The sequence below is a fragment of the Bacillus sp. FSL M8-0071 genome (genome assembly GCF_037975455.1).
In the GTDB taxonomy this organism is placed as follows: domain Bacteria; phylum Bacillota; class Bacilli; order Bacillales; family Bacillaceae; genus Bacillus; species Bacillus subtilis.
The window spans coordinates 3,896,587-3,921,151 of sequence record NZ_CP150256.1 but is presented as its reverse complement, the minus strand read 5'-3'; the positions used below and the strand labels follow the sequence as shown (position 1 = coordinate 3,921,151).

Sequence of the window (24,565 nt, the reverse complement as noted above, 5' to 3'; positions counted from 1 at the left end):
AGAGACAGGAGTTTATACATGAGTCATTTTAAAAACTATCAAATCAGTCATGACATTTTACGAGCATTGGAAGGACTGGGATATACAGAACCGACCAAGGTGCAGCAGAGTGTGATCCCCGCTGCCCTTGAACGAAAGGATCTTGTCGTCAAATCACAGACAGGAAGCGGGAAAACGGCTTCGTTCGGGATTCCTCTCTGTGAGCTGGCGAATTGGGATGAAAACAAGCCGCAGGCGCTTATTTTAACACCGACCCGTGAGCTTGCGGTGCAAGTAAAGGAAGATATCACGAACATCGGACGATTTAAACGGATCAAAGCGACAGCCGTATTTGGAAAATCCTCCTTTGATAAACAAAAAGCTGAGCTTAAGCAAAAAAGCCACATTGTTGTCGGCACGCCGGGACGTGTTCTGGATCATATCGAAAAAGGCACGCTGCCGTTGGATCGTCTCTCTTATTTGGTCATTGATGAAGCGGATGAGATGCTGAATATGGGCTTCATTGAGCAGGTGGAGGCGATTATCAAGCATCTGCCGACTGAGCGTACGACGATGCTGTTTTCGGCGACGCTTCCGCAGGATATCGAGAAGCTGAGCCGTCAATATATGCAAAACCCCGAGCATATCGAAATCAAAGCGGCCGGGCTTACCACAAGAAATATTGAACATGCGGTGATTCAAGTAAGAGAAGAGCATAAATTTTCATTGCTGAAAGATGTGCTGATGACGGAGAATCCCGACAGCTGCATCATTTTCTGCCGAACGAAGGAGCACGTCAATCAGCTGACCGATGAATTGGATGACTTAGGATATCCATGCGATAAAATTCACGGCGGAATGATTCAGGAAGACCGATTCGACGTCATGAATGAATTTAAACGTGGCGAGTACCGTTACTTAGTGGCGACGGATGTCGCCGCGCGCGGGATTGATATTGAAAATATCTCCCTTGTTATCAACTATGATCTGCCGGTTGAAAAGGAAAGCTATGTCCACCGCACGGGCCGAACGGGACGCGCAGGGAACAAAGGAAAGGCCATTTCGTTTGTCACGGCCTTCGAAAAACGGTTTTTAGCCGACATTGAAGAATATATCGGATTTGAAATCCAAAAAATAGAAGCACCTTCTCAAGAGGAAGTGGCAAGGAAGAAACCAGAATTTCTAGCTAAACTGAATGACCGTCCGGAAAGCAAAAAGGACAAAAGTGAAGAGCTGAATAAAGACATTATGAAGCTGTATTTTAACGGCGGAAAGAAAAAGAAAATCAGAGCCGTTGATTTTGTAGGAACGATTGCCAAAATTGACGGTGTGTCAGCTGACGACATCGGCATCATTACGATCATGGATAACGCCTCATACGTTGAGATTTTAAATGGTAAAGGCCCTCATGTTCTCAAAGTGATGAAGAACACAACCGTCAAAGGGAAACAGCTGAAGGTGAATAAAGCGAATAAATGATGAATGACCTGCTCCCAGTTAAAGGGGCAGGTCATTTTGCTGCTGGCTGACATCGGCGCTGGTCTCCTCCGGAACAAAGGCCAGAATCACAATACCAATTACAAACAAAATGATCAGACTGAACACCGCAGTTGAGGATTTCCCGGTCAGCTGGGCGGTCACGGCAATGAGCAGCGGCCCCATAATTGAGGCGAATTTTCCAAAAATGTTGTAGAAGCCAAAGAATTCATTGGCGTAGCGCTTTGGCACAAGCTTGGCGAAATAGGAACGGCTGAGGGCTTGAATGCCGCCCTGCGAGGTGGCGACAAGCATAGCCAGTATCCAGAAATCAAGTGTTGTCTTCATAAAATAGGCATACACGCAAACGATCATATAAATGACGATCCCGACGTACAGCATGGTCTTCCCCGTGAAGCGTTCTGCCAGTTTTCCGTATATAATCGAAAACGGTGCAGCGACCACCTGAGTGACAAATAGGATGATCAGAAGGCTTGAGGAACCGATCCCTAAATCTGATCCATAGGATGTCGACATCGTAATAATCGTGCCGACTCCGTCGATATAAAAGAAATAAGCGAGCAAAAAGAGGAAAAGTGCCCGGTATTGCCTGATCCGTTTCATCGTCTGGCCGAGCCGCTTAAAGCTGTTGATGACAATATGAGGTTCTCTCTTGATGTAATAGCGTTGATGAACATGTTTAATCATTGGGATGGTGAACAGCCCCCACCAGGCAGCCGTTATGAAGAAGGACAGCTGGCTTGCGGCCGATACAGACACTGGAATCGTCTCTGCTTGTGCGAGCAGGATGACAGCAATACTGATGATAAATGGAATCGTGCTGCCAATGTATCCTAAGCCAAAACCCCGTGCCGAGACGAGATTCATCCGCTTCTCAGGCGTGACGTCCACGAGAAAGGCATCATAAAACACATTGGCGCCGGAAAAACCGATAGCCGATATCGTATAAAACAGCAGCAGTAGCAGCCAATGCTCACTTGGGATAAAGGCGAGCATCGCGGTGCTGGCGACACCGGCTGACACAAAGAAACCGAAGAACTTTTTCTTGCACCCTTCATAGTCGGCGATTGTGCCTAAAATAGGACCGAGCATCGCAAGAATAAACGTTGAAATCGCAATGGTATAGCCCAGATAGGCAGTCGATTGAGCGGCGCTGACACCGCTTTCCGCAGCAGCTGATTTATAAAATAACGGAAATACCGCGGTGGTCACGACAATTGAGTAAGCAGAATTTGCCCAGTCATATAATACCCAGCTGTTTTCTTGTTTCGTAAAACGTTTCATCATCAGAGCCCCCTCTCCGGTAACGATACTTCTATTGTACGAGAATTGGGCCTGAAAAGAATGGAATGCACGTCAATTTTTACAAAATATTTATGCTTTTGCGCTTCAAATCATACTTTTGATTTATTGCTGGGGTTAGGTGAATCTGGTACCATTTAACTATATTTTATGGTATTTTCCAGAAGGGATTCAGCAGAGAGGAGACAGAGCATGAGGCGAATAGGCTTGTGTATAAGCCTGCTGGTCACAGTTCTTGTGATGAGCGCATGCGAAAGTGAAGGTGAGGCTCAGATGTTCGCAGACTGTGATCAAAAGACAGTAAAACAAACCGAAGCCAAACCGATGAGCAGTAAGAAAAAGCAGGATTTCCAAGCCCTCGCAAGCGACAGGCAGCTGGCCATTGTGTTCAGTTCCATGATACAAGTGAGCGAAGCATTTGATTATGGAATCGGCAATCCAGAATACTTCGTGCGAAGCAGCATGACTGAAGAAGAAGCAGACATTGCGAAGGAGAATCTCGAATCGATTAAGCTTGAGAACAAATCGCTCAAAAAACAAAACAGCGAGGCGGTCGCCTTGCTACAAAAAACGCGTAATCAAGACATGAGCCGGATCGAAATTCAGCAGCTGACAGAAAATAGAGCCGCTTTTTTTGAGACCGCAGACAGTATGATCAAACTCATCGGCCAAGTCACACCGAAAAACGCGAAGAAGACAAGACAGCAGCTGGATCAGCTGAAAAAACAATATACACAATACAGCGCCGAAAGCGTCAAAATCATGAACAGCATTGTCAGAAAGCAGAAAGCTGACAAGGCATCATTTGAACGCCATCTGGAGGCGCTGCTTCAAAAACAGCCCGGACAGCAGGTACGGAGTGAATTGTACTGATCAGCTTCCGTCTTTCCCTGATGATATTGACCTAGTACAAAAAGAATGTACAATCAAGATATAGTCTGTTCTTAGTTGATTGGAGGGACATGTCATGAAAATTGCGAAGGTGATCAACAATAATGTGATCAGCGTGGTCAATGAACAGGGAAAAGAATTGGTCGTCATGGGCAGGGGGCTCGCGTTTCAGAAAAAGTCCGGCGATGATGTCGATGAAGCCCGCATTGAGAAAGTGTTCACGCTCGATAACAAGGATGTATCAGAAAAGTTCAAAACCCTTTTGTATGATATACCGATCGAGTGTATGGAAGTATCCGAAGAGATTATCAGCTACGCAAAATTACAGCTCGGCAAAAAGCTCAACGACAGCATCTATGTGTCGCTGACCGACCATATTAACTTTGCCATCCAGCGCAACCAGAAAGGGCTTGATATCAAAAACGCCTTGCTGTGGGAAACAAAACGGCTGTACAAAGACGAATTTGCGATCGGCAAAGAAGCGTTGGTTATGGTAAAAAACAAGACAGGTGTTTCTCTGCCAGAGGATGAAGCAGGCTTTATTGCTCTGCATATTGTAAATGCCGAGCTGAATGAAGAGATGCCCAATATTATCAACATTACAAAAGTCATGCAAGAGATTTTGAGTATTGTAAAATACCATTTTAAGATTGAATTCAACGAAGAATCGCTTCACTATTATCGGTTCGTCACCCACTTAAAATTTTTCGCGCAGCGTCTTTTTAACGGCACTCACATGGAAAGCCAGGACGATTTTTTGCTGGATACAGTGAAAGAAAAGTATCATCGCGCGTATGAATGCACGAAGAAAATCCAAACCTACATTGAGCGGGAGTATGAGCACAAGCTCACAAGTGACGAGCTGCTGTATTTAACCATTCACATAGAAAGGGTAGTTAAACAAGCATAATGAGAGCGCTGACATTTTTATTTTCGTGTGTTCGTTTTTTCTTACATTCACATATGAAAATGGCAGGATTGTTACTGATAAAGCAGGCAAAACCTAAATTACAATGAGTGCGGATCATCTCTGTCTGTGCTGATGGTAATTTAGGTTTTTATTTTTTTCAGGGGGAAGATGAAGATAGTTACAGGATTCAAGTAAGTAAGATTCGGTATTATCATTATTTTGACCGATGTTCCCTTTTAAAAGAATCATGTAAGATCAACATAGAAAACGCTTTCAATGAAAGGGGAATGCCAATATGCCTTATCTGAAACGAGTGTTGCTGCTTCTTGTCACTGGATTGTTTATGAGTTTGTTTGCAGTCACTTCTACTGCCTCAGCTCAAACAGGTGGATCGTTTTTTGACCCTTTTAACGGCTATAACTCCGGTTTTTGGCAAAAAGCAGATGGTTATTCGAATGGAAATATGTTCAACTGCACGTGGCGGGCTAATAACGTATCAGTGACGTCATTGGGTGAAATGCGTTTAGCGCTAACAAGCCCATCTTATAACAAGTTTGACTGCGGGGAAAACCGTTCTGTTCAAACATATGGCTATGGACTTTATGAAGTCAGAATGAAACCAGCTAAAAACACAGGGATCGTTTCATCGTTCTTCACTTACACAGGTCCAACAGATGGAACTCCTTGGGATGAGATTGATATCGAATTTTTAGGAAAAGACACAACGAAGGTTCAATTTAACTATTATACAAATGGTGCAGGAAACCATGAGAAGATTGTTGATCTCGGGTTTGATGCAGCCAATGCCTATCATACGTATGCATTCGATTGGCAGCCAAACTCTATTAAATGGTATGTCGACGGGCAATTAAAACATACTGCAACAAACCAAATTCCGACAACACCTGGAAAGATCATGATGAACTTGTGGAATGGCACGGGTGTCGATGAATGGCTTGGCTCCTACAATGGTGTAAATCCGCTATACGCTCATTATGACTGGGTGCGCTATACAAAAAAATAATGCCAAATGTGAAAGAGCCTGCTGCAATATAGCAGGCTCTTATGATTGTAATGAGAAGTTGTTGGCATGAATCTTCTATTCACTCATAATATCCTATTTGATCTTCTCCCCTCTGTACTCAATGCTACGATCAAGCTCATACATTTAGAAAGAAATAATCCCAATCAAAAGTGCGGCAATCGTCATCACAATCGTTGTTCCCACGGCCCATTTAATAGTGAATTTTTGATGGTCGCCAAAGCTGACGCCTGCCATTCCAACCAATAGATAGGTGGAAGGCACAAGCGGGCTGAGCAGATGCACAGGCTGCCCCAGCAAGGAGGCCCTTCCGATTTCAGCGGCGTCTATTCCGTAAGCGGAAGCGGCTTCGGCGATGATGGGAAGGACACCGAAGTAAAAGGCGTCATTCGACATGAAAAAGGTGAATGGCATGCTGACGATCGCAGTGATCAACGGCAGGTGCGGGCCCATGGCATCAGGGATGAGTGAAACGAGAGAATGCGCCATGGCATCGACCATTTTTGTGCCGGAGAGAATGCCTGTGAATATGCCCGCAGCAAACACCATTGAGACAACGTTTAACGCATTACCCGCATGCGCCGAGATTCGTTTCTGCTGCTCTTTGACATTTGGATAGTTGACCATCAAGGCGACGGCGAACGCAGTCATAAAAAGAACAGGGAGCGGCAGCAGGCTGGTGATCAGTGCGGCCATCAGAGCGACAGTCAGCAGCAGGTTAAACCATTGAAGAGCGGGACGCTTGAGCGGTGCGGCCTCCGGATCGGAAGACGGTGCGTGATCAATCGAAATGACGCCGAGCCGCTTCCGCTCTTTCTTTCCGAGGATATAAGCAACGGCGATCACCCAGAGAATGCCGGCGATCATAGCGGGAATCAGCGGTGTAAAGACCTCTGACGTGTCCAATTTTAAGGAAGCCAAAACCCTCGCAGTCGGCCCACCCCACGGGATAATATTCATAACCCCCGAACCAAGCATCGCTATTCCCGCTAACACCAAACGGTTCATGCCGAGCCGTTTGTAGAGAGGCAGCATCGCTGCAATGGTAATCATATAGGTTGTTGTCCCATCTCCGTCCAGCGAAATGGTCATGGTCAGAACCGCTGTGCCTACGGCGATTTTTAACGGATCTCCTTTGACAAACGATAAGATTTTGGCAATGAGAGGATCAAACAGGCCTGAGTCAATCATAATGCCGAAATACAGGATGGCGAATAACAGCATGATACCGGTAGGGGCGAGGTCTGTAACGCCCTGAATCATCATCTCGCCGAGATCTTTGCCAAATCCGCTGATCAGGGCAAACACAATAGGAACGACAATCAAAGCAATAAGAGCGGAAAGCCGGTTAGACATAATAAGGTACATAAAGACAATCATCATCACAAAACCGAGTATGGCAAGCATGATATGACCTCCCCTATTCAACAGCTTTTTTGGTAAGCGCTTCCATCCTTTCTTTCTGTGAAGAAGGCTTATTTCAAATGTGTATGACCGCATATTTATATGTAGACCAAAAATCCTAATGAGCGGATTAGCAGTTTATATGAAGAACGCCACGGGTAAATGTGCTGTAGAATGTTTCGTTTTAAAAAGGGGGAGCAGACATGAGTGATGACCAAAACAAACGTGTAAATGAACACTCAAAGGACGAGCAGCTTGAGCAGTACAGGACCGATAACAGCGGGAAGAAAATGACGACAAACCAAGGTTTGCGAGTATCAGAGGATGAGCATTCGTTAAAAGCCGGGGTTCGCGGCCCGACGCTGATGGAGGATTTTCACTTTCGGGAGAAAATGACGCACTTTGACCATGAGAGGATTCCGGAGCGCGTTGTGCATGCACGCGGGTATGGCGTGCATGGCTTTTTTCAGGTTTACGAACCAATGACGGAATATACACGGGCCAAATTTCTTCAGGACCCTTCGGTGAAGACACCGGTATTTGTCCGTTTCTCTACGGTTGCGGGTTCTAAAGGCTCCGCAGACACGGTGCGGGATGCCAGAGGCTTTGCGACAAAATTTTATACTGAAGAAGGAAACTATGACCTTGTGGGAAATAACATTCCGGTGTTTTTCATTCAAGACGCAATCAAATTTCCGGATTTGGTTCATGCGTTTAAGCCTGAACCTCACAATGAAATGCCTCAGGCAGCGACTGCTCACGATACGTTTTGGGATTTTGTCGCCAATAACCCTGAGTCGGCTCACATGGTGATGTGGACGATGTCAGACAGAGGCATCCCGCGCAGCTACAGAATGATGGAAGGCTTCGGCGTTCACACGTTCCGTTTTGTCAATGAACAAGGAAAGGCACGTTTCGTGAAATTTCACTGGAAGCCGGTGCTCGGCGTGCATTCTCTCGTATGGGATGAAGCGCAGAAAATTGCCGGGAAAGATCCGGATTTCCATCGCCGTGACCTGTGGGAAACAATTGAAAACGGCGGCAAGGTTGAATACGAGCTCGGCGTGCAGATGATTGATGAGGAAGATGAATTCAAGTTTGATTTTGATATTCTTGATCCGACTAAGTTGTGGCCGGAAGAGCTTGTGCCGGTGAAGATCATTGGGAAAATGACGCTGAACCGCAACCAGGATAATGTGTTTGCGGAAACAGAACAAGTCGCATTCCACCCGGGAAATGTCGTGCCGGGCATCGATTTTACAAATGACCCGCTATTGCAGGGGCGACTTTTCTCTTATACGGATACACAGCTGATTCGTCTTGGCGGTCCGAACTTCCATGAGCTTCCGATTAACCGGCCGGTATGTCCATTCCATAACAATCAATACGACGGTTATCACCGGATGACGATCAATAAGGGACCTGTCGCTTATCATAAAAACTCTCTGCAAAACAATGATCCGTCGCCAGCGACAGCTGAAGAAGGCGGCTACGTCCACTATCAGGAAAAAGTCGAGGGCAAAAAAATCCGCCAGCGAAGCGACAGCTTCAACGATTATTACTCACAGGCGAAGCTTTTCTGGAACAGCATGTCTCCTGTGGAGAAACAGCATATCATTTCTGCTTTCTGCTTCGAGGTCGGGAAGGTCAAAAGCAAAGACGTACAGCGGCAGGTCGTTGATGTCTTCAGCAATGTCGATGCAGATTTAGCAGAAGAAATCGCCAAAGGAGTAGGCGTGGCGGCGCCCGCGAAGAGTAAAGCATCTAAAGAAATTCTTACTTCGCCTGCGTTAAGCCAAGCCCGTACAGTGAAAACCGCGTCAACAAGAAAAGTCGCTGTACTCGCCGGAAACGGATTTCATGAAAAAGAGCTGCAAACAGTGCTGGAAGCCTTAAAGCAAGAAGGAATCACAGTAGATATCATCAGTCAAAATCTGGGGTATATGACAAGCGGCAGCGGACAGCAGCTTGAGGCCAACGGCACGTTCCTGACGGTTGATTCTGTTCTGTATGATGCCGTCTATGCCGCAGGAGGACTGGAGTTAAAAGACAACAAACAAGCGATGGCGTTTATCAGAGAAGCTTACAATCACTACAAGGCAATCGGTGCGGCAAATGAAGGAATTGACCTTCTTCAATCCTCTGTCGGGACAACAGAGGGGCCAGGCATCGTAACGGCTAAAGATGAACCTGACTACACCGCTTTCAGCAAGGCATTTATCGATGCGGTTGCTGCTCATCGCCATTGGGATAGACAGATATAATTTATTAAAAAGAGTATCTTTTATAAGGTACTCTTTTTGTTTTTTCTAAAATCATATTAAGTAGAATATTTATAATGAATATGATAGTCTAAATATGTAAAGTTTTGAATGTTTTCTTTTTAATTCCATAGTTATTATATAAATAGATTGTTGAGGTGGGCAAAAAGGATGATAATTGGAACTTTTATTAATGGGTATAAATCTTATGCAAAATCAATTTTTGCTCCTATTGCAAATAATAATGATCAAAAATACGCTGTCTATATTGGAGCAAACGGAGTTGGGAAAAGTGGTATTTTAGAAGCATTAGATGTTTTTTTCAATGGGCGTGAGTGGAATGCTACAAGAGGTTCTACTCGCGAAGATCGATATATCACCCCGATCTTTTTTATTGAGAAGAAAAGATTTCTAACGTTTTTATTTAACAGTCATCGTTACAGTAAGTCAGATATTGATGTTAATAGGAAACTTTTAAATGATTTAAATAATATAAGTTCTCAATTTTGGAATGGCATACAAGATTCGCTTAAAGGAGCTGCAAGAAGAGAGTATATTAACACATTTTATACATTTCTGTCCACTTTAACTAAGGATACCGACCAAGAAGAATATCTAATATTACCTTCAGGTACAAAATTTAATGGAAAACCTACTTTGGCTCCCTTCGATAGTCATTTTAAAAATTTATTAGGTGACAAAGAGTATGAAAAGAAAATTGACAGGTTAAGAAAATTGCTTAGAGATTATTATGCATATGTCTACATTCCTGTTGAACAAAGTGCTGATGAAATTCTAAAGATAGAGGATAGGCAAATGCAAACTTTAATGAATAAAGACGTCCTAAATGAAATTGATAATGTATTAACTACTAAGTATGAAATAGAAGGGAGAAATAAAAGTTTTTTGTCGTTTATAAATGATTATTTAAATACGTTTATGGAAAATATAAATGAATCCATACAACTGATTGATAAACAATATAATTATAGTCCTGAAGCGAATAGTAAAAGAAACTTAACTGTAACAGATATAAGAGAAAAAGTTTTAGAAGCCTATTTTTCTAAAAGACCTTTAAGGTATAAAAATCGTGAAGTAAATAAACTAAGTTCTGGTGAACAAAGAAAGGCGTTAATTGATATATCATATGCATTCTTATCAAATGTAAAAGAAATGGATAGGGAAATTATATTAGCTATTGATGAACCTGAAGTTTCTATGAATGTAATTAACTGTTTTCCACAGTTTGAAAGACTTGAACAGTTATCAAAGGTTTATAATAGACAAGTGCTTATTACTACTCATTGGTACGGGTCTTTACCTATAACGAATAGCGGTCACCTATTTCATCTACATAAAGAAATTGAAGGCGATGTATGTATTTCTAATTTTAGTTTTTTTGATTATTTAGACGAACAAAGAAGATTTCCTAATGATATTGGACTTAAAAGCATGTTTGATTTGGCAACTAGTATAATAAGTTATTCAAAATCTGCTAATAATACTAACTGGATTATTTGTGAAGGGAGTACAGATAAATTATATCTTGAAGAGATCCTTAGGGATAATGGAAACTTCAAGGTATTACCGGTAGGGGGTTGTGCAAATGTTATAAAATTATATGGTCTCCTAAGTTATCCATTAGCAGATAAAACTACGGCTAATGCTATGAATGGAAAAATACTATGTTTAATTGATACGGATTCAAAAAGAATGGAAATAACAAAAGCACCGGAGGGTAATGGAAGAATTGATATAAGAAGATTACAAACGTTAACAAGTAATAATATTCAATCAGTTAGACTGTTAGAGCCTTGGAAACAAGGACAATATTATGAGAAGACTGTTATAGAAGACTGCTTAAATCCGAAAGTTTACTACAATGTCATTAAAGAAATAATTAATTCCGATGCAAATATGACTATTCAACAACTTTTTAGCATGTATCGGTTTAATGAAAATACAAGATTTTCGAGAGTTTTAGACGAATCCTCATCTTTTTTAATTCCTATGAATATAGAGGCAGCTCAGAATAAAATAAAAATAGCAGAATTTTTAGCTGATAAAAAAATCAAAACAAAAGTTGCTTTATTATACAATGAAAAGTGCAAAGAAATGCAATCATCAGATAATCTATTATCCGATGCGATTTGCAAGTATTTCAATATTACTGATAGAATTAATGAAGAAGTATTAACTTAATATTTATTTAACTATATTGCAGGAGTATATAACTATGAACGAAAAACAGCTCGCTGAAGCTTACGAACGCGATGAAAATATGATGATTTTGGTGTTTGCCCAGTGGTGCGTGAACCATGATCTTGATCCGATGGAGCTGTACGCCAAAGCGTATCCGCAGCAAAAGCTGAATGAAAGCTTGAAAAAAACCATGGACGATCTGGTCGTGCCAAAACACGAAGCAGAGCACATTCCGGACCAGACTGTCATTGCGGTATTAGAGATGTTCGGAAATACAGATTTGGCACAGGCCGTTCATGAAGCGATTTCTGGGCGCAAACAGTAAAAAAAGAGACATCCTGTGTCTCTTTTTTTATTGGAAAAATCATGCTGTTAGACCTAGAAACTTCTTTCAATTTAATCAGTCTATAAAAGTGTGTATTGCTTAAATAAGGGAATGTTAAACAACGACATCAAAGGAGGAGATCGTATGAAATGGAATAACATGCTGAAAGCAGCGGGGATTGCAGTCTTGCTTTTTTCCATAGTTGCATATGCGGCCCCATCTCTAAAAGCAGTTCAAACGAAAACACCGACTGTCAGCACCCATACGTACAAAAAGATCAAGGAGTTAACGTATCCACAAGTGCATCACGTCGGGAATGCCGCGTTTGAAAAGAAAATCAATCAAGAGTTGAAAGCCTACATTGAACAATCGTATCAGGAATACCTGAAAAACAAAAAAGCAGGCGAACAGCAGGGCTTTAAAACGGAATATCAAACATCCTTCAGCGTCAAATACAATGCGGCAGGCAAGCTCAGCATTCAAACACTCAATTATATCTATTCAGGGGGCGCCCACGGTCTAACGTCTGTCCAGTCCTTCAACTATGACTTGAAAGCACAAAAGCGGGTGACGCTGGATCAGATTCTGAACACCAAAACAAAAGTCAGCAAAACGAGAGATTATCTATATAGCTATATCAAAAAACACGATGAGCTGTTTTTCCCTGATGTTAAGAAAGAGGATATAACCCTAAACAAAGACACAATGTTTTACTTTACGGCAAACGGGATCGCCATCGTCTTTGGCCAGTATGACTTGGGGCCTTATGCAGCGGGAATCCGGAATGTGCAGGTGCCAGCCTCTATTTATCAATAATGAAAAGAGCCATATCCGAAAAGGGATATGGCTCAATGTTTCTACCACACAAACAGGCCGACAATCGCAGCACTTAATAAAGATACCGCAATTCCGCTGACGAGCAGCTTCCACACGTTTCTCCCGATGACCGTTGATTTTTCTCCGTCAAGGATCGAATTGTACGTGCCGTAAATCATGCCGACAGTACTGAAGTTTGCAAAGGACGTCAGGAATGTCGTCGCCACCGCAACGGTGTGAGGCGGAAGGGATTTGAGATTGTTTTTCAAGTCAAGCATCGCAACAAACTCGTTTGTTGCTAATTTCATGCCCATCAGCTGAGCAACATACATCGCATCGTGCACTGGCAGTCCAAGCAGGAATGCGAACGGACTGAACAGATAAGCAAAAATCGTCTGGATGGTCAGGCCGTGTACGAAAACGCCAAGAATGCCATTAACTGCTGACGTTAATGCGACATATCCGATCACCATTGCCAAAATAACGATAACCATGTTCATGCCGACAAGCATACTGTTAGAAATCGTAGAGAAAAAGTCTTTCTTCTCTTCTTTAGGCGGTGTATAGATGATATCTTCATCCTCCGGCACGTGAACAGGATTCAGCAGGTTTGCGATAATCAGCGCGTTTAAGCAGTTCAAAGGAATGGCTGTAAACACGTATGTCGCAGGCACCATTGAAAGATAAGATCCGATAATGGAGCCGCTGATGCTGCTCATGCTCATTAAGCCGAATGTGAGCAGGCGGTTGTTGCTTAAAACCGTTAGCTGCTGGCGGATAACCGCAAGTGCTTCGGTATTTCCAAGAAACATCATTTGAATAGAGAAAAAGCTTTCTAATTTCGGCAAGCGGGAAGCCTTTGAAATCACCCATCCGATTTTATCAATCAGCCAAGGCAAAATGCCGAAATACGTTAAAATATCAAAGAATGTGACGATAAAGATAATTGGAAGAAGCGCACTAAAGAAAAAGTCTACTGTTTCATTCGCCATCACTGACGGAAAGGCAAACGCGATACCGTCACTGGCGCAAGCAATCAGCCAAGTGAAGAAATCACCGATTTTACCGATGGCCCAGCTTCCGACTTTTGTTCCCAGCATAAACCAAGTAATCAGCAATTCCAGAACAATTAACGTAATGATCGGGCGCCACTTGATTTTCTTTTTCTGCGGAGAACATAGGAATACAACTGCCATAATCACAATGAGACCGACAAGGTTTAGTAAAAAGTACATGATAGCAACTCCTATGAGGGTTATTATGGAAACAAAAAAAGCTCTTATCCTTCACAAATTCTGGAAGTGCAGAAAGTGTGAAAAATAAGAGCAAACAGAAAAGAACTTGTCCTTTTCAACTCGTTCAAATTTATTCAAACTTTCTTGTAGTCTAGTTTTTTACGGTTACTAGGTAGAAACAATCAGACCATATTACTGATCATATACAAGAATGTCTTTTTCTAAGATGATAGCAGTATTTTATCCTTTCACTTTTTGAAAATCAACCTTTTTAACTATTTTCACAATAATAAAATTTATATTCTAAAATGAGAAAATAAAGGAAAAACATGCTGGATTGCTATGCTGATATGATGTTGGCGGGATACCAGCATGTCAGTACTGATTTTTCTTCACTATTAGGTTCCAGCTCCTGGATATTTGTTGTATGATGGAAACGGGGAAACCCATACAGCAGAAAGGGAGTTTTTTTCATGATTATCCAATTCATTCGTTATAGATAATGACAGGTGTAGACAAACTGCCAGACCTGGCCAATTTTTGAGATAGGCCTAGGTTTATTTGTCTATGCCTTTTTCATTTATCCAAAAATGAATGAATGAGGTGTTTTTATCATGAAGCGAACAGTTGATTTCAGCATGTTTCGATGCCCGCTCTGCGTTTCTTCTATGGATGCGGCATCAGGGAAAAGCTTGATTTGTACAGAACGAGGACATACATTTGATCTATCTCGGCACGGCTACGTGAACTTTCTGACGAAGCCGGTCAAAACCAGTTACGGTGCTGAGCTTTTTGAAGCGAGGAGCAGGCTGATTGGAGAATGTGGTTTTTTTGACCCGCTCCATGATGCGATTGCAGAACTCATCAGTCATCCCACATCTGGTCATGAGGCATTCACCATCCTGGACAGCGGTTGCGGTGAGGGTTCTCATTTGAATGCGCTTTGCGGGTTTGATTATGCAGGGAAAGCAGCGATAGGAACCGGCATAGATCTTTCGAAAGATGGGATCTTAAAAGCTTCTAAGGCATTCAAAGATCAGATGTGGGCGGTTGCCGATGTGGCGCGTGCTCCTTTTCATGATCGCCAATTTGATGTTGTTCTGTCTATTTTTTCGCCGTCCAATTATGCAGAGTTTCATAGACTGCTGAAGAATGATGGCATGCTCGTAAAAGTAGTGCCGCGAAGCGACTATTTAATAGAATTAAGGCAATTTTTATATACTGATTCACCAAGGCGCACGTATTCCAATGTGGCAGCTGTTGAGCGTTTTGCAGCAAATGCAGCACACAGCCGTCCTGTCAGGCTGCGCTATGTTAAAACGCTTGACCAGCAGGCGATCCACTGGCTTCTCAAGATGACGCCGCTTGCCTGGTCGGCGCCGAAAGATCGAGTCAGCCTCCTGAAAGAGATGAAATCAGCCGATATTACGGTTGATGTTGATATCCTAATAGGAATGAAATGAATGGCAGAGGAAAGCTCCGAAAAAAGGAGCTTTCCTTTTTTAATCGGAATAGTTGGCCCACGCTTCTCGTACATATGGAAAGGGGACGGAAACAGCCGATGCGGACAGGTTTATGTAAACGCTTTCTAGTTCGCGGAAACGGGGGATGTGTGTGTGGAACTGATCATCATTCTATTGGCGTTAGGTTTGCTGATGTTTACGGCGTATCGGGGATTTTCTGTCATATTGTTTGCGCCGATTTGCGCGTTATTCGCGGTGCTGCTGACAGATCCAAGCCATGTGCTTCCTTTTTTTTCATCAATTTTTATGGAGAAGATGGCGGGTTTTATTAAGCTGTATTTCCCAGTGTTTTTGCTCGGTGCCATTTTTGGAAAGGTCGTTGAAATGGCCGGGCTTGCGGCATCAATCGCGAAAACAATTGTCCGGCTTGTCGGGGCAAAAAGAGCGATACTTGCCATTGTGCTGATGGGTGCTGTCTTGACGTACAGCGGTGTCAGCCTGTTTGTTGTCGTATTTGCCGTATATCCTTTTGCGAAAAACATGTTCCAAGAAGCAAATATACCGAAACGCCTCATCCCGGGAACGATTGCTTTAGGGGCTTTTACGTTTACGATGGACGCACTTCCGGGAACGCCGCAAATCCAAAATGTCATTCCGACGTCGTTTTTCAAAACAGACATTTATGCCGCCCCTTGGCTGGGCTTGATGGGCGCAGTGATTGTGCTGGCAGCTGGGATGCTCTATTTGGAATCAAGGCGGAAAAAAGCGCAGGCATCTGGCGAAGGCTATGGCGGTTTTGATTCGCAGAATGCTCCTGCTCCTGAATCGATTGAGTCCGCGGCTGAACCGGACAAAAGCCCGATTCGGCACGCGCTTGCCTTTGTCCCGCTTATTCTCGTCGGTGCAGTGAATAAATATTTCACCATTTACCTGCCAAAGTGGTATCCGAATGGATTTGATTTTTCTTCCATAGGATTAAAGGAGTTCGGCAGGCTTGATATTTCTTCAGCGGCTGCTATTTGGTCGGTGGAGATTGCTTTAGTGATTGGCATCATCACAACGATTTTATTTGATTGGAGAAGTGTGTTTGCCCAAATGAAGGAAGGGCTGAATGAAGGGATCGGCGGCGCCTTGCTGGCATCTATGAATACGGGTGCCGAGTACGGGTTCGGCGGCATTATCGCCGCGCTGCCGGGGTTTCATAAGCTGAGCAGCGGAATTTCACATACTTTTACCGATCCGCTTGTCAATGGCGCCGTTACAACAACTGCGCTGGCGGGAATCACCGGCTCGGCTTCAGGAGGAATGGGCATTGCGTTAAGCGCGATGTCAGAACAATACTTACATGCGATTCAGGCTTACAATATTCCGCCAGAGGTGATGCATCGGGTCATTTCAATGGCATCAGGCGGGATGGATACACTGCCGCATAATGGCGCCGTTATCACGCTTCTGGCCGTGACGGGTTTGACCCACCGGCAATCCTATCGCGATATTTTTGCGATCACGCTCATTAAAACGGCTGCCGTATTTGCTGTGATCGCGATTTACAGCCTGACTGGTCTAGTGTAGAAGAAAACGAAAGGGGCATCAATATGGGAAAAGTGCTGTCATCAAGCAAGGAAGCTGCGAAACTGATTCATGATGGGGATACGCTGATCGCGGGAGGGTTTGGGCTGTGCGGCATCCCTGAACAGCTCATTTTGTCTATAAGAGATCGGGGAGTAAAGGATTTGACCGTTGTCAGCAATAACTGCGGAGTCGATGACTGGGGGCTTGGTTTGCTTCTGGCTAACAAGCAAATCAAGAAAATGATCGCTTCCTATGTTGGTGAAAATAAAATTTTTGAGCGGCAGTTTTTAAGCGGAGAGCTTGAGGTCGAGCTTGTTCCCCAAGGAACGCTCGCTGAGAGAATTCGTGCAGGCGGTGCAGGCATACCGGGATTTTATACGGCGACAGGCGTCGGCACCTCCATAGCCGAGGGAAAGGAACATAAAACATTCGGCGGCCGGACTTATGTGCTGGAGCGAGGCATTACCGGCGATGTGGCGATCGTCAAAGCGTGGAAAGCGGACACCATGGGCAATTTGGTTTTTAGGAAAACGGCGAGAAATTTCAATCCCATTGCCGCCATGGCAGGCAAGATCACGATTGCCGAGGCGGAAGAAATCGTGGAAGCAGGAGAGCTCGATCCAGATCACATCCATACGCCGGGAATTTACGTACAGCATGTCGTGCTTGGCGCGAGCCAAGAAAAACGGATAGAAAAACGAACAGTTCAGCAAGCATCGGGAAAGGGTGAGGCCAAGTGAAGAAAGCGAGAAAACGAATGGTCAAACGGGCTGTACAAGAAATCAAGGACGGCATGAATGTGAATCTCGGGATTGGCATGCCGACGCTTGTCGCAAATGAGATACCCGACGGCGTTCACGTCATGCTTCAGTCGGAAAACGGCTTGCTCGGAATTGGCCCCTATCCTCTGGAAGGAACGGAAGACGCGGATTTGATCAATGCGGGAAAGGAAACGATCACTGAAGTGACCGGCGCCTCTTATTTTGACAGCGCTGAGTCATTCGCGATGATAAGAGGCGGGCATATCGATTTGGCTATTCTTGGTGGAATGGAGGTTTCGGAGCAGGGTGATTTGGCCAATTGGATGATCCCGGGCAAAATGGTAAAAGGGATGGGCGGCGCTATGGATCTCGTCAACGGGGCGAAACGGATCGTTGTCATCATGGAGCACGTCAATAAGCATGGTGAATCAAAGGTGAAAAAAACATGCTCCCTTCCGCTGACAGGCCAGAAAGTCGTACACAGGCTGATTACGGATTTGGCTGTATTTGATTTTGTGAACGGTCGCATGACACTGACGGAGCTTCAGGATGGTGTCACAATTGAAGAGGTTTATGAAAAAACAGAAGCTGATTTCGCTGTAAGCCAGTCTGTACTCAATTCTTAATGGGAAGGTGTTTGACATGAGAAAACAAGTCGCCTTGGTGACAGGGGCTGCCGGCGGAATCGGATTCGAAATGGCAAGAGAATTCGCCCGTGAAGGCGCCAGCGTCATCGTTTCAGACCTCCGTCCGGAAGCATGTGAAAAAGCAGTCTCCAAGCTTGCAGAAGAAGGCTTTGACGCGGCGGCCATTCCGTATGATGTGACAAAGGAAGCGCAAGTTGCTGATACGGTGAACGTCATTCAAAAACGATACGGCCGCTTGGATATTCTGGTGAACAATGCCGGTATTCAGCACGTCGCTCCGATTGAAGAGTTTCCGACAGACACCTTTGAACAGCTGATCAAGGTCATGCTGACGGCCCCCTTTATTGCAATGAAGCATGTTTTTCCGATCATGAAAAAACAGCAGTTTGGCAGAATCATTAATATTGCGTCTGTTAATGGATTAGTGGGCTTTGCAGGGAAATCCGCTTATAATAGCGCCAAGCACGGCGTCATTGGACTCACAAAAGTAGGGGCGCTGGAAGGCGCGCCCCACGACATAACAGTCAATGCGCTCTGTCCGGGTTATGTCGATACCCAGCTTGTACGCAATCAGCTTAGCGATCTATCGAAAACTAGAAATGTCCCTTACGACTCTGTACTTGAACAAGTCATTTTTCCGCTTGTGCCGCAAAAGCGACTGCTTTCCGTCAAGGAAATTGCGGATTATGCCGTGTTTTTGGCAAGCGAGAAGGCGAAGGGCGTCACTGGGCAGGCTGTCGTCCTTGATGGGGGCTACACCGCACAGTGACATAAAAAAACACACTTGCTCCGCTAGGGATCAAGTGTGTTTTTTCTTTGCTTATTTCCAAACATCATTAGCGATCTTAACCACATGGCGGAGCTTCGCCCATTGCTGTTCTTCAGTCAGCTTGTTGCCTTCCTCAGTTGAAGCAAATCCGCATTGAGGGCTGAGGCAAAGCTGGTCTAAGCTTACATAACGGGACGCTTCTTCGATACGGCGTTTCACGTCATCCGGATTTTCAAGCTCACCGAATTTAGATGTCACTAAGCCAAGAACAAGCTGAAGATCAGACCGTTTTACGTAACGGAGCGGCTCAAATCCGCCTGAGCGTGAATCATCATACTCTAAGAAAAGTCCGTCAAGATTCAAGCCGTCAAAAATGGTTTCGGCTGCTGCGTCATAGCCGCCTTCCGCTGTCCAAGTGGACTGGAAGTTGCCGCGGCAAATATGCATGGTTACCGTCAAGTCATCCGGGCGGTCTGCAATCGCGTCGTTAATGGATTTCGCAAACAGCTGGCGAAGCTCGTCAGGCGTTGTTCCGAACGCTTCGATTTGTTTTAAGCCTTTTTCAGATAAGAAAACGGCCCACGCTGTATCATCAAGCTGAAGGTAGCGGCAGCCTCTGTCATAAAACGCTTGAATCGCTTTTTTATATGCTTTGGATACATCATGCTGGAAAAGGTGATAATCTTTTTTATACGCATCCTTTTCCAGTTTTCCGCGGAAAAACAGCATATTCGGGCTTGGAATCGTCATCTTTGGCGTCGCGTCACCGGCAATGCTATGGAGAAATGAGTAATCTTCAAGCATTGGGTGAGTTGAAAAGTCGATATCACCTGTGACTTTAATGCCGCGTGCTTTTGTCTGTACGTTATGGAATTGAATGCCTTGCTCAGGAGTAAACGGCTCAACGCCATCTAAGTTTTCCAGGAAATCAAAGTGCCACCATGCTCTGCGGAATTCACCGTCTGTCACGACGTTCAGGCCGGTTTCCTTCTGTTTTTCCACAATGCGGATGATTTCATCGTTTTCAATTTGGCGAAGCTGCTCAGCGGTCATTTCGCCGGCCGCTTTTTGCAGCCGCGCTTTTTTGACGGGCTCAGATCTTAGCAGGCTTCCGACTTGATCCGCGCGAAACGGCGGTTTTTTTCTTTGAAGTGATTTTTGTTCTGCGGGTGTTGTTTGTTGTGACATGTTGTCCATTCCTTCTTTCCATTCAAATATAAAAAAGCTCTTCCTTTGGATAAGGAAGAGCTTGCGTGACAATCTCAACCTTATCTTCAAGAGCAATCATTGCTCTAAAGGATTTAGCACCATTCTGTTAAACAGCGGTTGCCGGGTATCGCAGGGCCAGTCCCTCCACCTCTCTTGATAAGGAAAACCTTTTTATGAAATTTTCTGATAGTATCTATTATTCACACATTTTCTATTTCTGTCAATGATAGATTATCTCCACACATCGTTGGCGATGTCGATGACATGGCGAAGCTTGGCCCATTGCTGTTCCTCTGTCAAAAGGTTGCCTTCTTCTGTAGAGGCGAAACCGCACTGCGGGCTGAGGCACAGCTGGTCCAAGCTGACAAAACGCGCCGCTTCATTGATACGGCGTTTCACATCCTCAGGATTTTCAAGCTCGCCGTATTTCGATGTGATCAAGCCAAGCACGATTTGCAGATCCTTGCGTTTCACAAAACGGAGCGGATCGAAGTTTCCGGAGCGGTCATCATCGTATTCCAAGAAAAGGCCGTCAAGGTTTAAGCCGTCCAAAATCGTTTCCGCTACAGCGTCGTACCCTCCCGATGCCGCCCAGGTTGAGCGGAAGTTGCCGCGGCAAATGTGCATTGTGATCGTTAAATCGTCAGGCCGGTCTGCGACGGCATCGTTAATTGTTTTGGCAAATATGGCTGGCAATGTTTCTGGATCACCGCCGAGCGCCCGGACAACCTCTCTGCCTTTTTCCTCAAAGAAGAGAGACCATGACGTATCATCGAGCTGGAGATAACGACAGCCAGCATCATAGAAGGCTTTGATTGCTTTTTTGTATGCTTGTGCCAGATCATGAAAATATTCCTCTTGATCGTCATAAATCCCTTTATCCGCCTTTTCGCCAAAAAACAGCATATTTGGGCTGGGAATGGTCAATTTTGGCGTCGCGTTACCGGCAATCTCATGTAAAAATTGATAATCAGCGAGCGCTGGGTGGCTCGTAAAATCGAGTTTTCCCGTCACTTTGATGCTGCGCGCTTTCGTTTTTGTGTTATGGAACTGAATCCCCTCAGCCGGGATGAACGGTTCCACACCGTCAAGCCCTTCCAGGAAGTCATAATGCCACCAGGAACGCCGGAATTCCCCGTCTGTTACCACATCGAGACCGATTTCTTTTTGTTTTTCCACGATGCGGGTGATCTCTTGATTTTCGATATCACGAAGCTGTTCCGCTGTCATCTCACCAGCCGCTTTTTTTTGCCGGGCTTCCTTTACCGGAACGGAACGAAGCAAACTGCCGACATGATCGGCGCGGAAAGGTGCTTTGCGTTGTTTTTCTGTTTTTTGTCCTGCAACATTCGTTTGTTGAGCCATGTTATTCGCCTCTTTTCTGAAATATTGAGCATGTAAAAAGCTCTTCCTTTGTGTAAGGAAGAGCTTGAACGATCAAATCTCCGCCTCATCTGCAAGAACACAATGTTCTTAAGGATTTAGCACCATTCTGTTTGAAACAGCGGTTGCCGGGTATCATAGGGCCAGTCCCTCCACCTCTCTTGATAAGGTATAACTTCATATTCAGATTTCAATTATCTTAATATTATTACTTTTGGATCAATTGTCAATACTTTTTAGAAAATACTTTCATTTTCATCGTTATATAAAACCATATCAAGTACGATAGCGATGGCAGTGCAAATCAGAACATCTTCCTCGTTTGCAATCTGCAAGTGATAGGAATCACCCCAGCTGAGCCACTTTTTGCTCACTGACATCCGGACATTTTCCCCGTCCGTCAGTTGGAATTCATCCCTCCATAAATCACCATCGATTTCCCAGTTAAGCCCGGAAATCACAAATTTCTGTTTGAAAAACGTTACTTTCTTCGTTACCTCACAAACTGTTTTCCCGCCAATTGAAATCTCATAGCGCGGCAATAAAGACATTAGTTTTTGTTCTATGGAAACGAGCGTTTTCCCAGATGAGTCTGTCATTTGTAATGAGTCTCCTAACGAGAAAAAACGCCCCTCCACCTTGAATGTTTCTTGTTCATCCCGGTCATAAATGTGAAATGCATCTTTAAATGAGAACATTTTTTGTTTCATAAATAACTCGATCATTGCTGAAGTCTCCTTTGGGTTTGCCTTGTATGAAATTACGGATAGGTGGCGAAAAGGTTTCAGGCTCTAAATCAAACCAATTTTAAAAGGCTGCGTGATTCAGCAGCCTTTTCGTTTGAAATATAGAATTAGGAAAGATGCATCCGGCGTTTTTGGCGGATGGCGTCAAGGTCGATTAGGTTGTTGTGATGAGGTGCGGCTGCTGGCAGAGGGCTTGTCTTTTGCGGTTTGCGGCGATTGTCCTTGCTGAAAGAAAAAAGAAGATAGCCGCATAATGCGATGATAATAAATAGGATCATATTACATACCTCCCAAAAAAAGTTTTGGTACTCTCTATTGTACGGATAAAATGCCAAAAAGTATTCAAAAAATTCTAAATCAATAAATAACAAGAAACTGTCCCTCTAAAACAGTATTACCTGATGACCTGAAAATAGTCTTGAATTACGCTGTTTGCTCTTGTTGATGATTGGTTCTATAGTTACTATCGACGATAAAATAAATTCCTTTATACAACTTTTAACCTAAGTTTACGTAATTCGAATTACCTGTTTTTGGGTGCTGTTTTCTTGCTTGTTTGGTTTATACCCTATTTTGCGGAATTGAACACAAAAAACCCAAATTACGGAGCATTTGGGCGGTACGGGTGAATTGAATTTTGGGGATTTGAATGTTTTATTTGAAGAAGCGTTTGAACATTTTTCTGATTTTTTGAAATGGGCTGGATTTCTTTTGCATGTTAAGCGGCCTGGAAATGATCCATTTTTTCAAGAGACTCTTTGCAGCGATTGCATGTTTTGTCATTGTTTTTCCTCCTCATTTGTTGATACTTGTTTTACGGAGGACGTGTTTAAAATGTTTCATTTTCACACAAAAAAGCCAGTCCTTTTTTGGACTGGCTTTTGGCATTATGCTTGCGCTTCAAACTGCTTTGCAATCTCAACGATGACATTTACGGCTTTGACCATGTTATCAACTGAGATGTATTCAAATTTGCCGTGGAAGTTTTCCCCGCCTGTAAAGATGTTTGGCGTCGGAAGCCCCATGTAGGATAGCTGTGATCCGTCGGTGCCGCCGCGGATGGGGGAAATCTTCGGTTCGATGCCGAGGTTTTCCATCGCTTGCTTGGCAATGTTGACGATTTCGATGACAGGTTCAATTTTCTCTCTCATGTTGTAGTATTGGTCGTTCATATCCAGCAGAATCCGGTCTTGCCCGTATTCGTTTTGAAGTTCTTCAACGGCACGCTTCATTGTTTCTTTTCTGTTTTGGAAATTCTCTTTGTCAAAGTCTCTGATAATGTAGTGGAGCTTTGTTTCCTCTACGTCTCCTTGAATCGACAGCAGGTGGTAGAATCCTTCATAACCTTCCGTATATTCAGGCGCTTCGTCTGCCGGCAGCAGGCTGTTCAGCTTCATCGCGATTTTCGCAGAGTTGATCATTTTTCCTTTAGCTGTTCCGGGATGTACGTTGTTGCCTTTAATCGTAATTTTTGCGGCAGCGGCATTGAAGCTTTCATATTCAAGCTCGCCGAGCGGCCCGCCGTCAACCGTGTAGGCAAAGGAAGCATTGAACCGTTTCACATCAAATTTGTGCGGCCCTCTTCCGATTTCTTCATCAGGCGTAAAGGCGACTCTGATTGTGCCGTGCTTGATTTCAGGGTGTTTGATGAGGTAATCCATGGCTGTCATGATTTCAGCGATACCGGCCTTATTGTCTGCGCCGAGAAGGGTGGTGCCGTCTGTGGTGATGAGTGTATGGCCCTTATAGCCAGACAGCTCAGGGAATTGATCAGGTGACAGGGTGACCTGCAGCTGTTCGTTAAGAACAATGTCTTTTCCATCATAGCTTTCGATGATTTGCGGATTCACGTTTTTGCCGGTAAAGTCTGTAGCGGTGTCGACGTGAGCGAGAAAGCCGATTGTCGGCACGTCTTTTTCAGTATTGGAGGGAAGAGTTGCCATGACATAGCCGTTTTCATCAATGGCTGCATCCTGCATGCCGATGGACTTCAATTCATCAACGAGCATGTTTCCTAATGTCAATTGGCCGGGTGTGGAAGGACACGTGTCAACGGATTCATCGGACTGTGTGTCGACTTTTACATATGTAGTAAACCGTTCAATGATTTCTTCTTTCATTTCCAATCATCTCCTTTGTCTTATTTTAGCA

General features: G+C 44.2%; 22 protein-coding genes and 3 riboswitches. Of the genes, 13 read left to right on the top strand and 9 right to left on the bottom strand.

Features of this window, described 5'->3' with window-relative positions; genetic code table 11:
• The first annotated feature begins 18 nt into the window (after window positions 1-18).
• A complete protein-coding gene (gene dbpA, locus MKX71_RS20205; protein ID WP_277736817.1) occupies window positions 19-1,458 on the top strand; it encodes an ATP-dependent RNA helicase DbpA in 1,440 nt (479 codons plus the stop codon).
• Between the two features lie 18 nt (window positions 1,459-1,476).
• On the opposite strand, the gene MKX71_RS20200 is transcribed toward dbpA, so the two are convergent.
• Window positions 1,477-2,763, bottom strand: coding sequence for an MFS transporter (locus MKX71_RS20200; protein WP_339231555.1), 1,287 nt, complete (start codon window positions 2,761-2,763; stop codon window positions 1,477-1,479).
• Between the two features lie 207 nt (window positions 2,764-2,970).
• Between MKX71_RS20200 and MKX71_RS20195 the strand changes: the two genes are divergently transcribed.
• The 3 genes from MKX71_RS20195 (at window position 2,971) to bglS (ending at window position 5,603) form a co-directional block, all read left to right on the top strand.
• Window positions 2,971-3,651, top strand: coding sequence for a hypothetical protein (locus MKX71_RS20195; protein ID WP_029318618.1), 681 nt, complete (start codon window positions 2,971-2,973; stop codon window positions 3,649-3,651).
• Between the two features lie 94 nt (window positions 3,652-3,745).
• On the top strand, window positions 3,746-4,579 hold the full coding sequence (gene licT, locus MKX71_RS20190) for a transcriptional antiterminator LicT (protein ID WP_003242598.1): 834 nt from the start codon (window positions 3,746-3,748) through the stop codon (window positions 4,577-4,579).
• Window positions 4,580-4,874: 295 nt separating this feature from the next.
• Window positions 4,875-5,603: a beta-glucanase gene (gene bglS / locus MKX71_RS20185; protein WP_021480986.1), complete on the top strand. Its 729-nt coding sequence runs from the start codon at window positions 4,875-4,877 to the stop codon at window positions 5,601-5,603.
• A 144-nt stretch (window positions 5,604-5,747) separates the two neighbouring features.
• On the opposite strand, the gene citH is transcribed toward bglS, so the two are convergent.
• Entirely contained in the window at window positions 5,748-7,028 is a 1,281-nt protein-coding gene (gene citH, locus MKX71_RS20180) for a citrate transporter CitH (RefSeq protein WP_003227205.1), read from the bottom strand.
• A 200-nt stretch (window positions 7,029-7,228) separates the two neighbouring features.
• Here citH and MKX71_RS20175 point away from each other — a divergent pair, with 200 nt between their 5' ends.
• The 4 genes from MKX71_RS20175 (at window position 7,229) to MKX71_RS20160 (ending at window position 12,629) form a co-directional block, all read left to right on the top strand.
• On the top strand, window positions 7,229-9,289 hold the full coding sequence (locus tag MKX71_RS20175; RefSeq protein WP_326248548.1) for a catalase: 2,061 nt from the start codon (window positions 7,229-7,231) through the stop codon (window positions 9,287-9,289).
• Between the two features lie 168 nt (window positions 9,290-9,457).
• Complete coding sequence (locus tag MKX71_RS20170; RefSeq protein WP_217017303.1) at window positions 9,458-11,488, top strand: AAA family ATPase; 2,031 nt, start codon at window positions 9,458-9,460, stop codon at window positions 11,486-11,488.
• Between the two features lie 34 nt (window positions 11,489-11,522).
• Window positions 11,523-11,813 (top strand): hypothetical protein, encoded by a 291-nt coding sequence (locus tag MKX71_RS20165; RefSeq protein WP_014478421.1) that lies wholly within the window; start codon window positions 11,523-11,525, stop codon window positions 11,811-11,813.
• A gap of 144 nt (window positions 11,814-11,957) precedes the next feature.
• The gene (locus MKX71_RS20160) at window positions 11,958-12,629 is read left to right on the top strand and encodes a DUF3298 and DUF4163 domain-containing protein (protein WP_029318620.1); all 672 of its coding nucleotides are present in this window, start codon (window positions 11,958-11,960) and stop codon (window positions 12,627-12,629) included.
• Between the two features lie 41 nt (window positions 12,630-12,670).
• Here the strand turns inward: MKX71_RS20160 and MKX71_RS20155 are convergent, their stop codons facing one another.
• On the bottom strand, window positions 12,671-13,864 hold the full coding sequence (locus MKX71_RS20155) for a NupC/NupG family nucleoside CNT transporter (protein ID WP_003227216.1): 1,194 nt from the start codon (window positions 13,862-13,864) through the stop codon (window positions 12,671-12,673).
• Between the two features lie 127 nt (window positions 13,865-13,991).
• Window positions 13,992-14,093, bottom strand: a riboswitch (purine riboswitch).
• A 385-nt stretch (window positions 14,094-14,478) separates the two neighbouring features.
• Between MKX71_RS20155 and MKX71_RS20150 the strand changes: the two genes are divergently transcribed.
• The 5 genes from MKX71_RS20150 to MKX71_RS20130 all read left to right on the top strand — a co-directional run bounded on the left by MKX71_RS20150 (window position 14,479) and on the right by MKX71_RS20130 (window position 19,076).
• Window positions 14,479-15,327 carry a methyltransferase domain-containing protein gene (locus tag MKX71_RS20150; protein ID WP_326248549.1) on the top strand — a complete coding sequence of 283 codons (849 nt, stop codon included), beginning with the start codon at window positions 14,479-14,481 and terminating at the stop codon, window positions 15,325-15,327.
• 153 nt (window positions 15,328-15,480) lie between these two features.
• Window positions 15,481-16,899, top strand: a complete 1,419-nt coding sequence (locus MKX71_RS20145; RefSeq protein ID WP_339231554.1) for a GntP family permease — start codon at window positions 15,481-15,483, stop codon at window positions 16,897-16,899.
• A gap of 23 nt (window positions 16,900-16,922) precedes the next feature.
• A complete protein-coding gene (locus tag MKX71_RS20140; protein WP_251187459.1) occupies window positions 16,923-17,639 on the top strand; it encodes a CoA transferase subunit A in 717 nt (238 codons plus the stop codon).
• Window positions 17,636-18,286 carry a CoA transferase subunit B gene (locus MKX71_RS20135; protein WP_339231552.1) on the top strand — a complete coding sequence of 217 codons (651 nt, stop codon included), beginning with the start codon at window positions 17,636-17,638 and terminating at the stop codon, window positions 18,284-18,286. The genes MKX71_RS20140 and MKX71_RS20135 overlap by 4 nt, the downstream gene beginning before the upstream one ends.
• 16 nt (window positions 18,287-18,302) lie before the next feature.
• Entirely contained in the window at window positions 18,303-19,076 is a 774-nt protein-coding gene (locus tag MKX71_RS20130) for a 3-hydroxybutyrate dehydrogenase (RefSeq protein WP_339231551.1), read from the top strand.
• A 51-nt stretch (window positions 19,077-19,127) separates the two neighbouring features.
• On the opposite strand, the gene MKX71_RS20125 is transcribed toward MKX71_RS20130, so the two are convergent.
• The 6 genes from MKX71_RS20125 to pepT all read right to left on the bottom strand — a co-directional run bounded on the left by MKX71_RS20125 (window position 19,128) and on the right by pepT (window position 24,534).
• The gene (locus MKX71_RS20125) at window positions 19,128-20,264 is read right to left on the bottom strand and encodes a 5-methyltetrahydropteroyltriglutamate--homocysteine S-methyltransferase (RefSeq protein WP_339231550.1); all 1,137 of its coding nucleotides are present in this window, start codon (window positions 20,262-20,264) and stop codon (window positions 19,128-19,130) included.
• Window positions 20,265-20,341: 77 nt separating this feature from the next.
• Window positions 20,342-20,448, bottom strand: a riboswitch (SAM riboswitch).
• A 68-nt stretch (window positions 20,449-20,516) separates the two neighbouring features.
• Window positions 20,517-21,650, bottom strand: a complete 1,134-nt coding sequence (locus MKX71_RS20120; protein ID WP_015714961.1) for a 5-methyltetrahydropteroyltriglutamate--homocysteine S-methyltransferase — start codon at window positions 21,648-21,650, stop codon at window positions 20,517-20,519.
• A gap of 82 nt (window positions 21,651-21,732) precedes the next feature.
• Window positions 21,733-21,839, bottom strand: a riboswitch (SAM riboswitch).
• Between the two features lie 65 nt (window positions 21,840-21,904).
• Window positions 21,905-22,393, bottom strand: coding sequence for an LURP-one-related/scramblase family protein (locus MKX71_RS20115; protein ID WP_144482955.1), 489 nt, complete (start codon window positions 22,391-22,393; stop codon window positions 21,905-21,907).
• 128 nt (window positions 22,394-22,521) lie between these two features.
• Window positions 22,522-22,785: a hypothetical protein gene (locus tag MKX71_RS20110; protein ID WP_010886640.1), complete on the bottom strand. Its 264-nt coding sequence runs from the start codon at window positions 22,783-22,785 to the stop codon at window positions 22,522-22,524.
• Window positions 22,786-23,068: 283 nt separating this feature from the next.
• The gene (locus MKX71_RS20105; protein ID WP_003227241.1) at window positions 23,069-23,197 is read right to left on the bottom strand and encodes a hypothetical protein; all 129 of its coding nucleotides are present in this window, start codon (window positions 23,195-23,197) and stop codon (window positions 23,069-23,071) included.
• Between the two features lie 104 nt (window positions 23,198-23,301).
• Window positions 23,302-24,534 carry a peptidase T gene (gene pepT, locus MKX71_RS20100; protein WP_003244314.1) on the bottom strand — a complete coding sequence of 411 codons (1,233 nt, stop codon included), beginning with the start codon at window positions 24,532-24,534 and terminating at the stop codon, window positions 23,302-23,304.
• Between the last annotated feature and the right edge of the window lie 31 nt (window positions 24,535-24,565).

Bases quoted from the DNA above. Each gene is read 5' to 3' on its own strand.
- dbpA (WP_277736817.1), top strand. From the start codon at position 19: ATGAGTCATTTTAAAAACTATCAAATCAGTCATGACATTTTACGAGCA.
- MKX71_RS20200 (WP_339231555.1), bottom strand. From the start codon at position 2,763: ATGATGAAACGTTTTACGAAACAAGAAAACAGCTGGGTATTATATGAC.
- MKX71_RS20195 (WP_029318618.1), top strand. From the start codon at position 2,971: ATGAGGCGAATAGGCTTGTGTATAAGCCTGCTGGTCACAGTTCTTGTG.
- licT (WP_003242598.1), top strand. From the start codon at position 3,746: ATGAAAATTGCGAAGGTGATCAACAATAATGTGATCAGCGTGGTCAAT.
- bglS (WP_021480986.1), top strand. From the start codon at position 4,875: ATGCCTTATCTGAAACGAGTGTTGCTGCTTCTTGTCACTGGATTGTTT.
- citH (WP_003227205.1), bottom strand. From the start codon at position 7,028: ATGCTTGCCATACTCGGTTTTGTGATGATGATTGTCTTTATGTACCTT.
- MKX71_RS20175 (WP_326248548.1), top strand. From the start codon at position 7,229: ATGAGTGATGACCAAAACAAACGTGTAAATGAACACTCAAAGGACGAG.
- MKX71_RS20170 (WP_217017303.1), top strand. From the start codon at position 9,458: ATGATAATTGGAACTTTTATTAATGGGTATAAATCTTATGCAAAATCA.
- MKX71_RS20165 (WP_014478421.1), top strand. From the start codon at position 11,523: ATGAACGAAAAACAGCTCGCTGAAGCTTACGAACGCGATGAAAATATG.
- MKX71_RS20160 (WP_029318620.1), top strand. From the start codon at position 11,958: ATGAAATGGAATAACATGCTGAAAGCAGCGGGGATTGCAGTCTTGCTT.
- MKX71_RS20155 (WP_003227216.1), bottom strand. From the start codon at position 13,864: ATGTACTTTTTACTAAACCTTGTCGGTCTCATTGTGATTATGGCAGTT.
- MKX71_RS20150 (WP_326248549.1), top strand. From the start codon at position 14,479: ATGAAGCGAACAGTTGATTTCAGCATGTTTCGATGCCCGCTCTGCGTT.
- MKX71_RS20140 (WP_251187459.1), top strand. From the start codon at position 16,923: ATGGGAAAAGTGCTGTCATCAAGCAAGGAAGCTGCGAAACTGATTCAT.
- MKX71_RS20130 (WP_339231551.1), top strand. From the start codon at position 18,303: ATGAGAAAACAAGTCGCCTTGGTGACAGGGGCTGCCGGCGGAATCGGA.
- MKX71_RS20125 (WP_339231550.1), bottom strand. From the start codon at position 20,264: ATGTCACAACAAACAACACCCGCAGAACAAAAATCACTTCAAAGAAAA.
- MKX71_RS20120 (WP_015714961.1), bottom strand. From the start codon at position 21,650: ATGGCTCAACAAACGAATGTTGCAGGACAAAAAACAGAAAAACAACGC.
- MKX71_RS20115 (WP_144482955.1), bottom strand. From the start codon at position 22,393: ATGATCGAGTTATTTATGAAACAAAAAATGTTCTCATTTAAAGATGCA.
- MKX71_RS20105 (WP_003227241.1), bottom strand. From the start codon at position 23,197: ATGACAAAACATGCAATCGCTGCAAAGAGTCTCTTGAAAAAATGGATC.
- pepT (WP_003244314.1), bottom strand. From the start codon at position 24,534: ATGAAAGAAGAAATCATTGAACGGTTTACTACATATGTAAAAGTCGAC.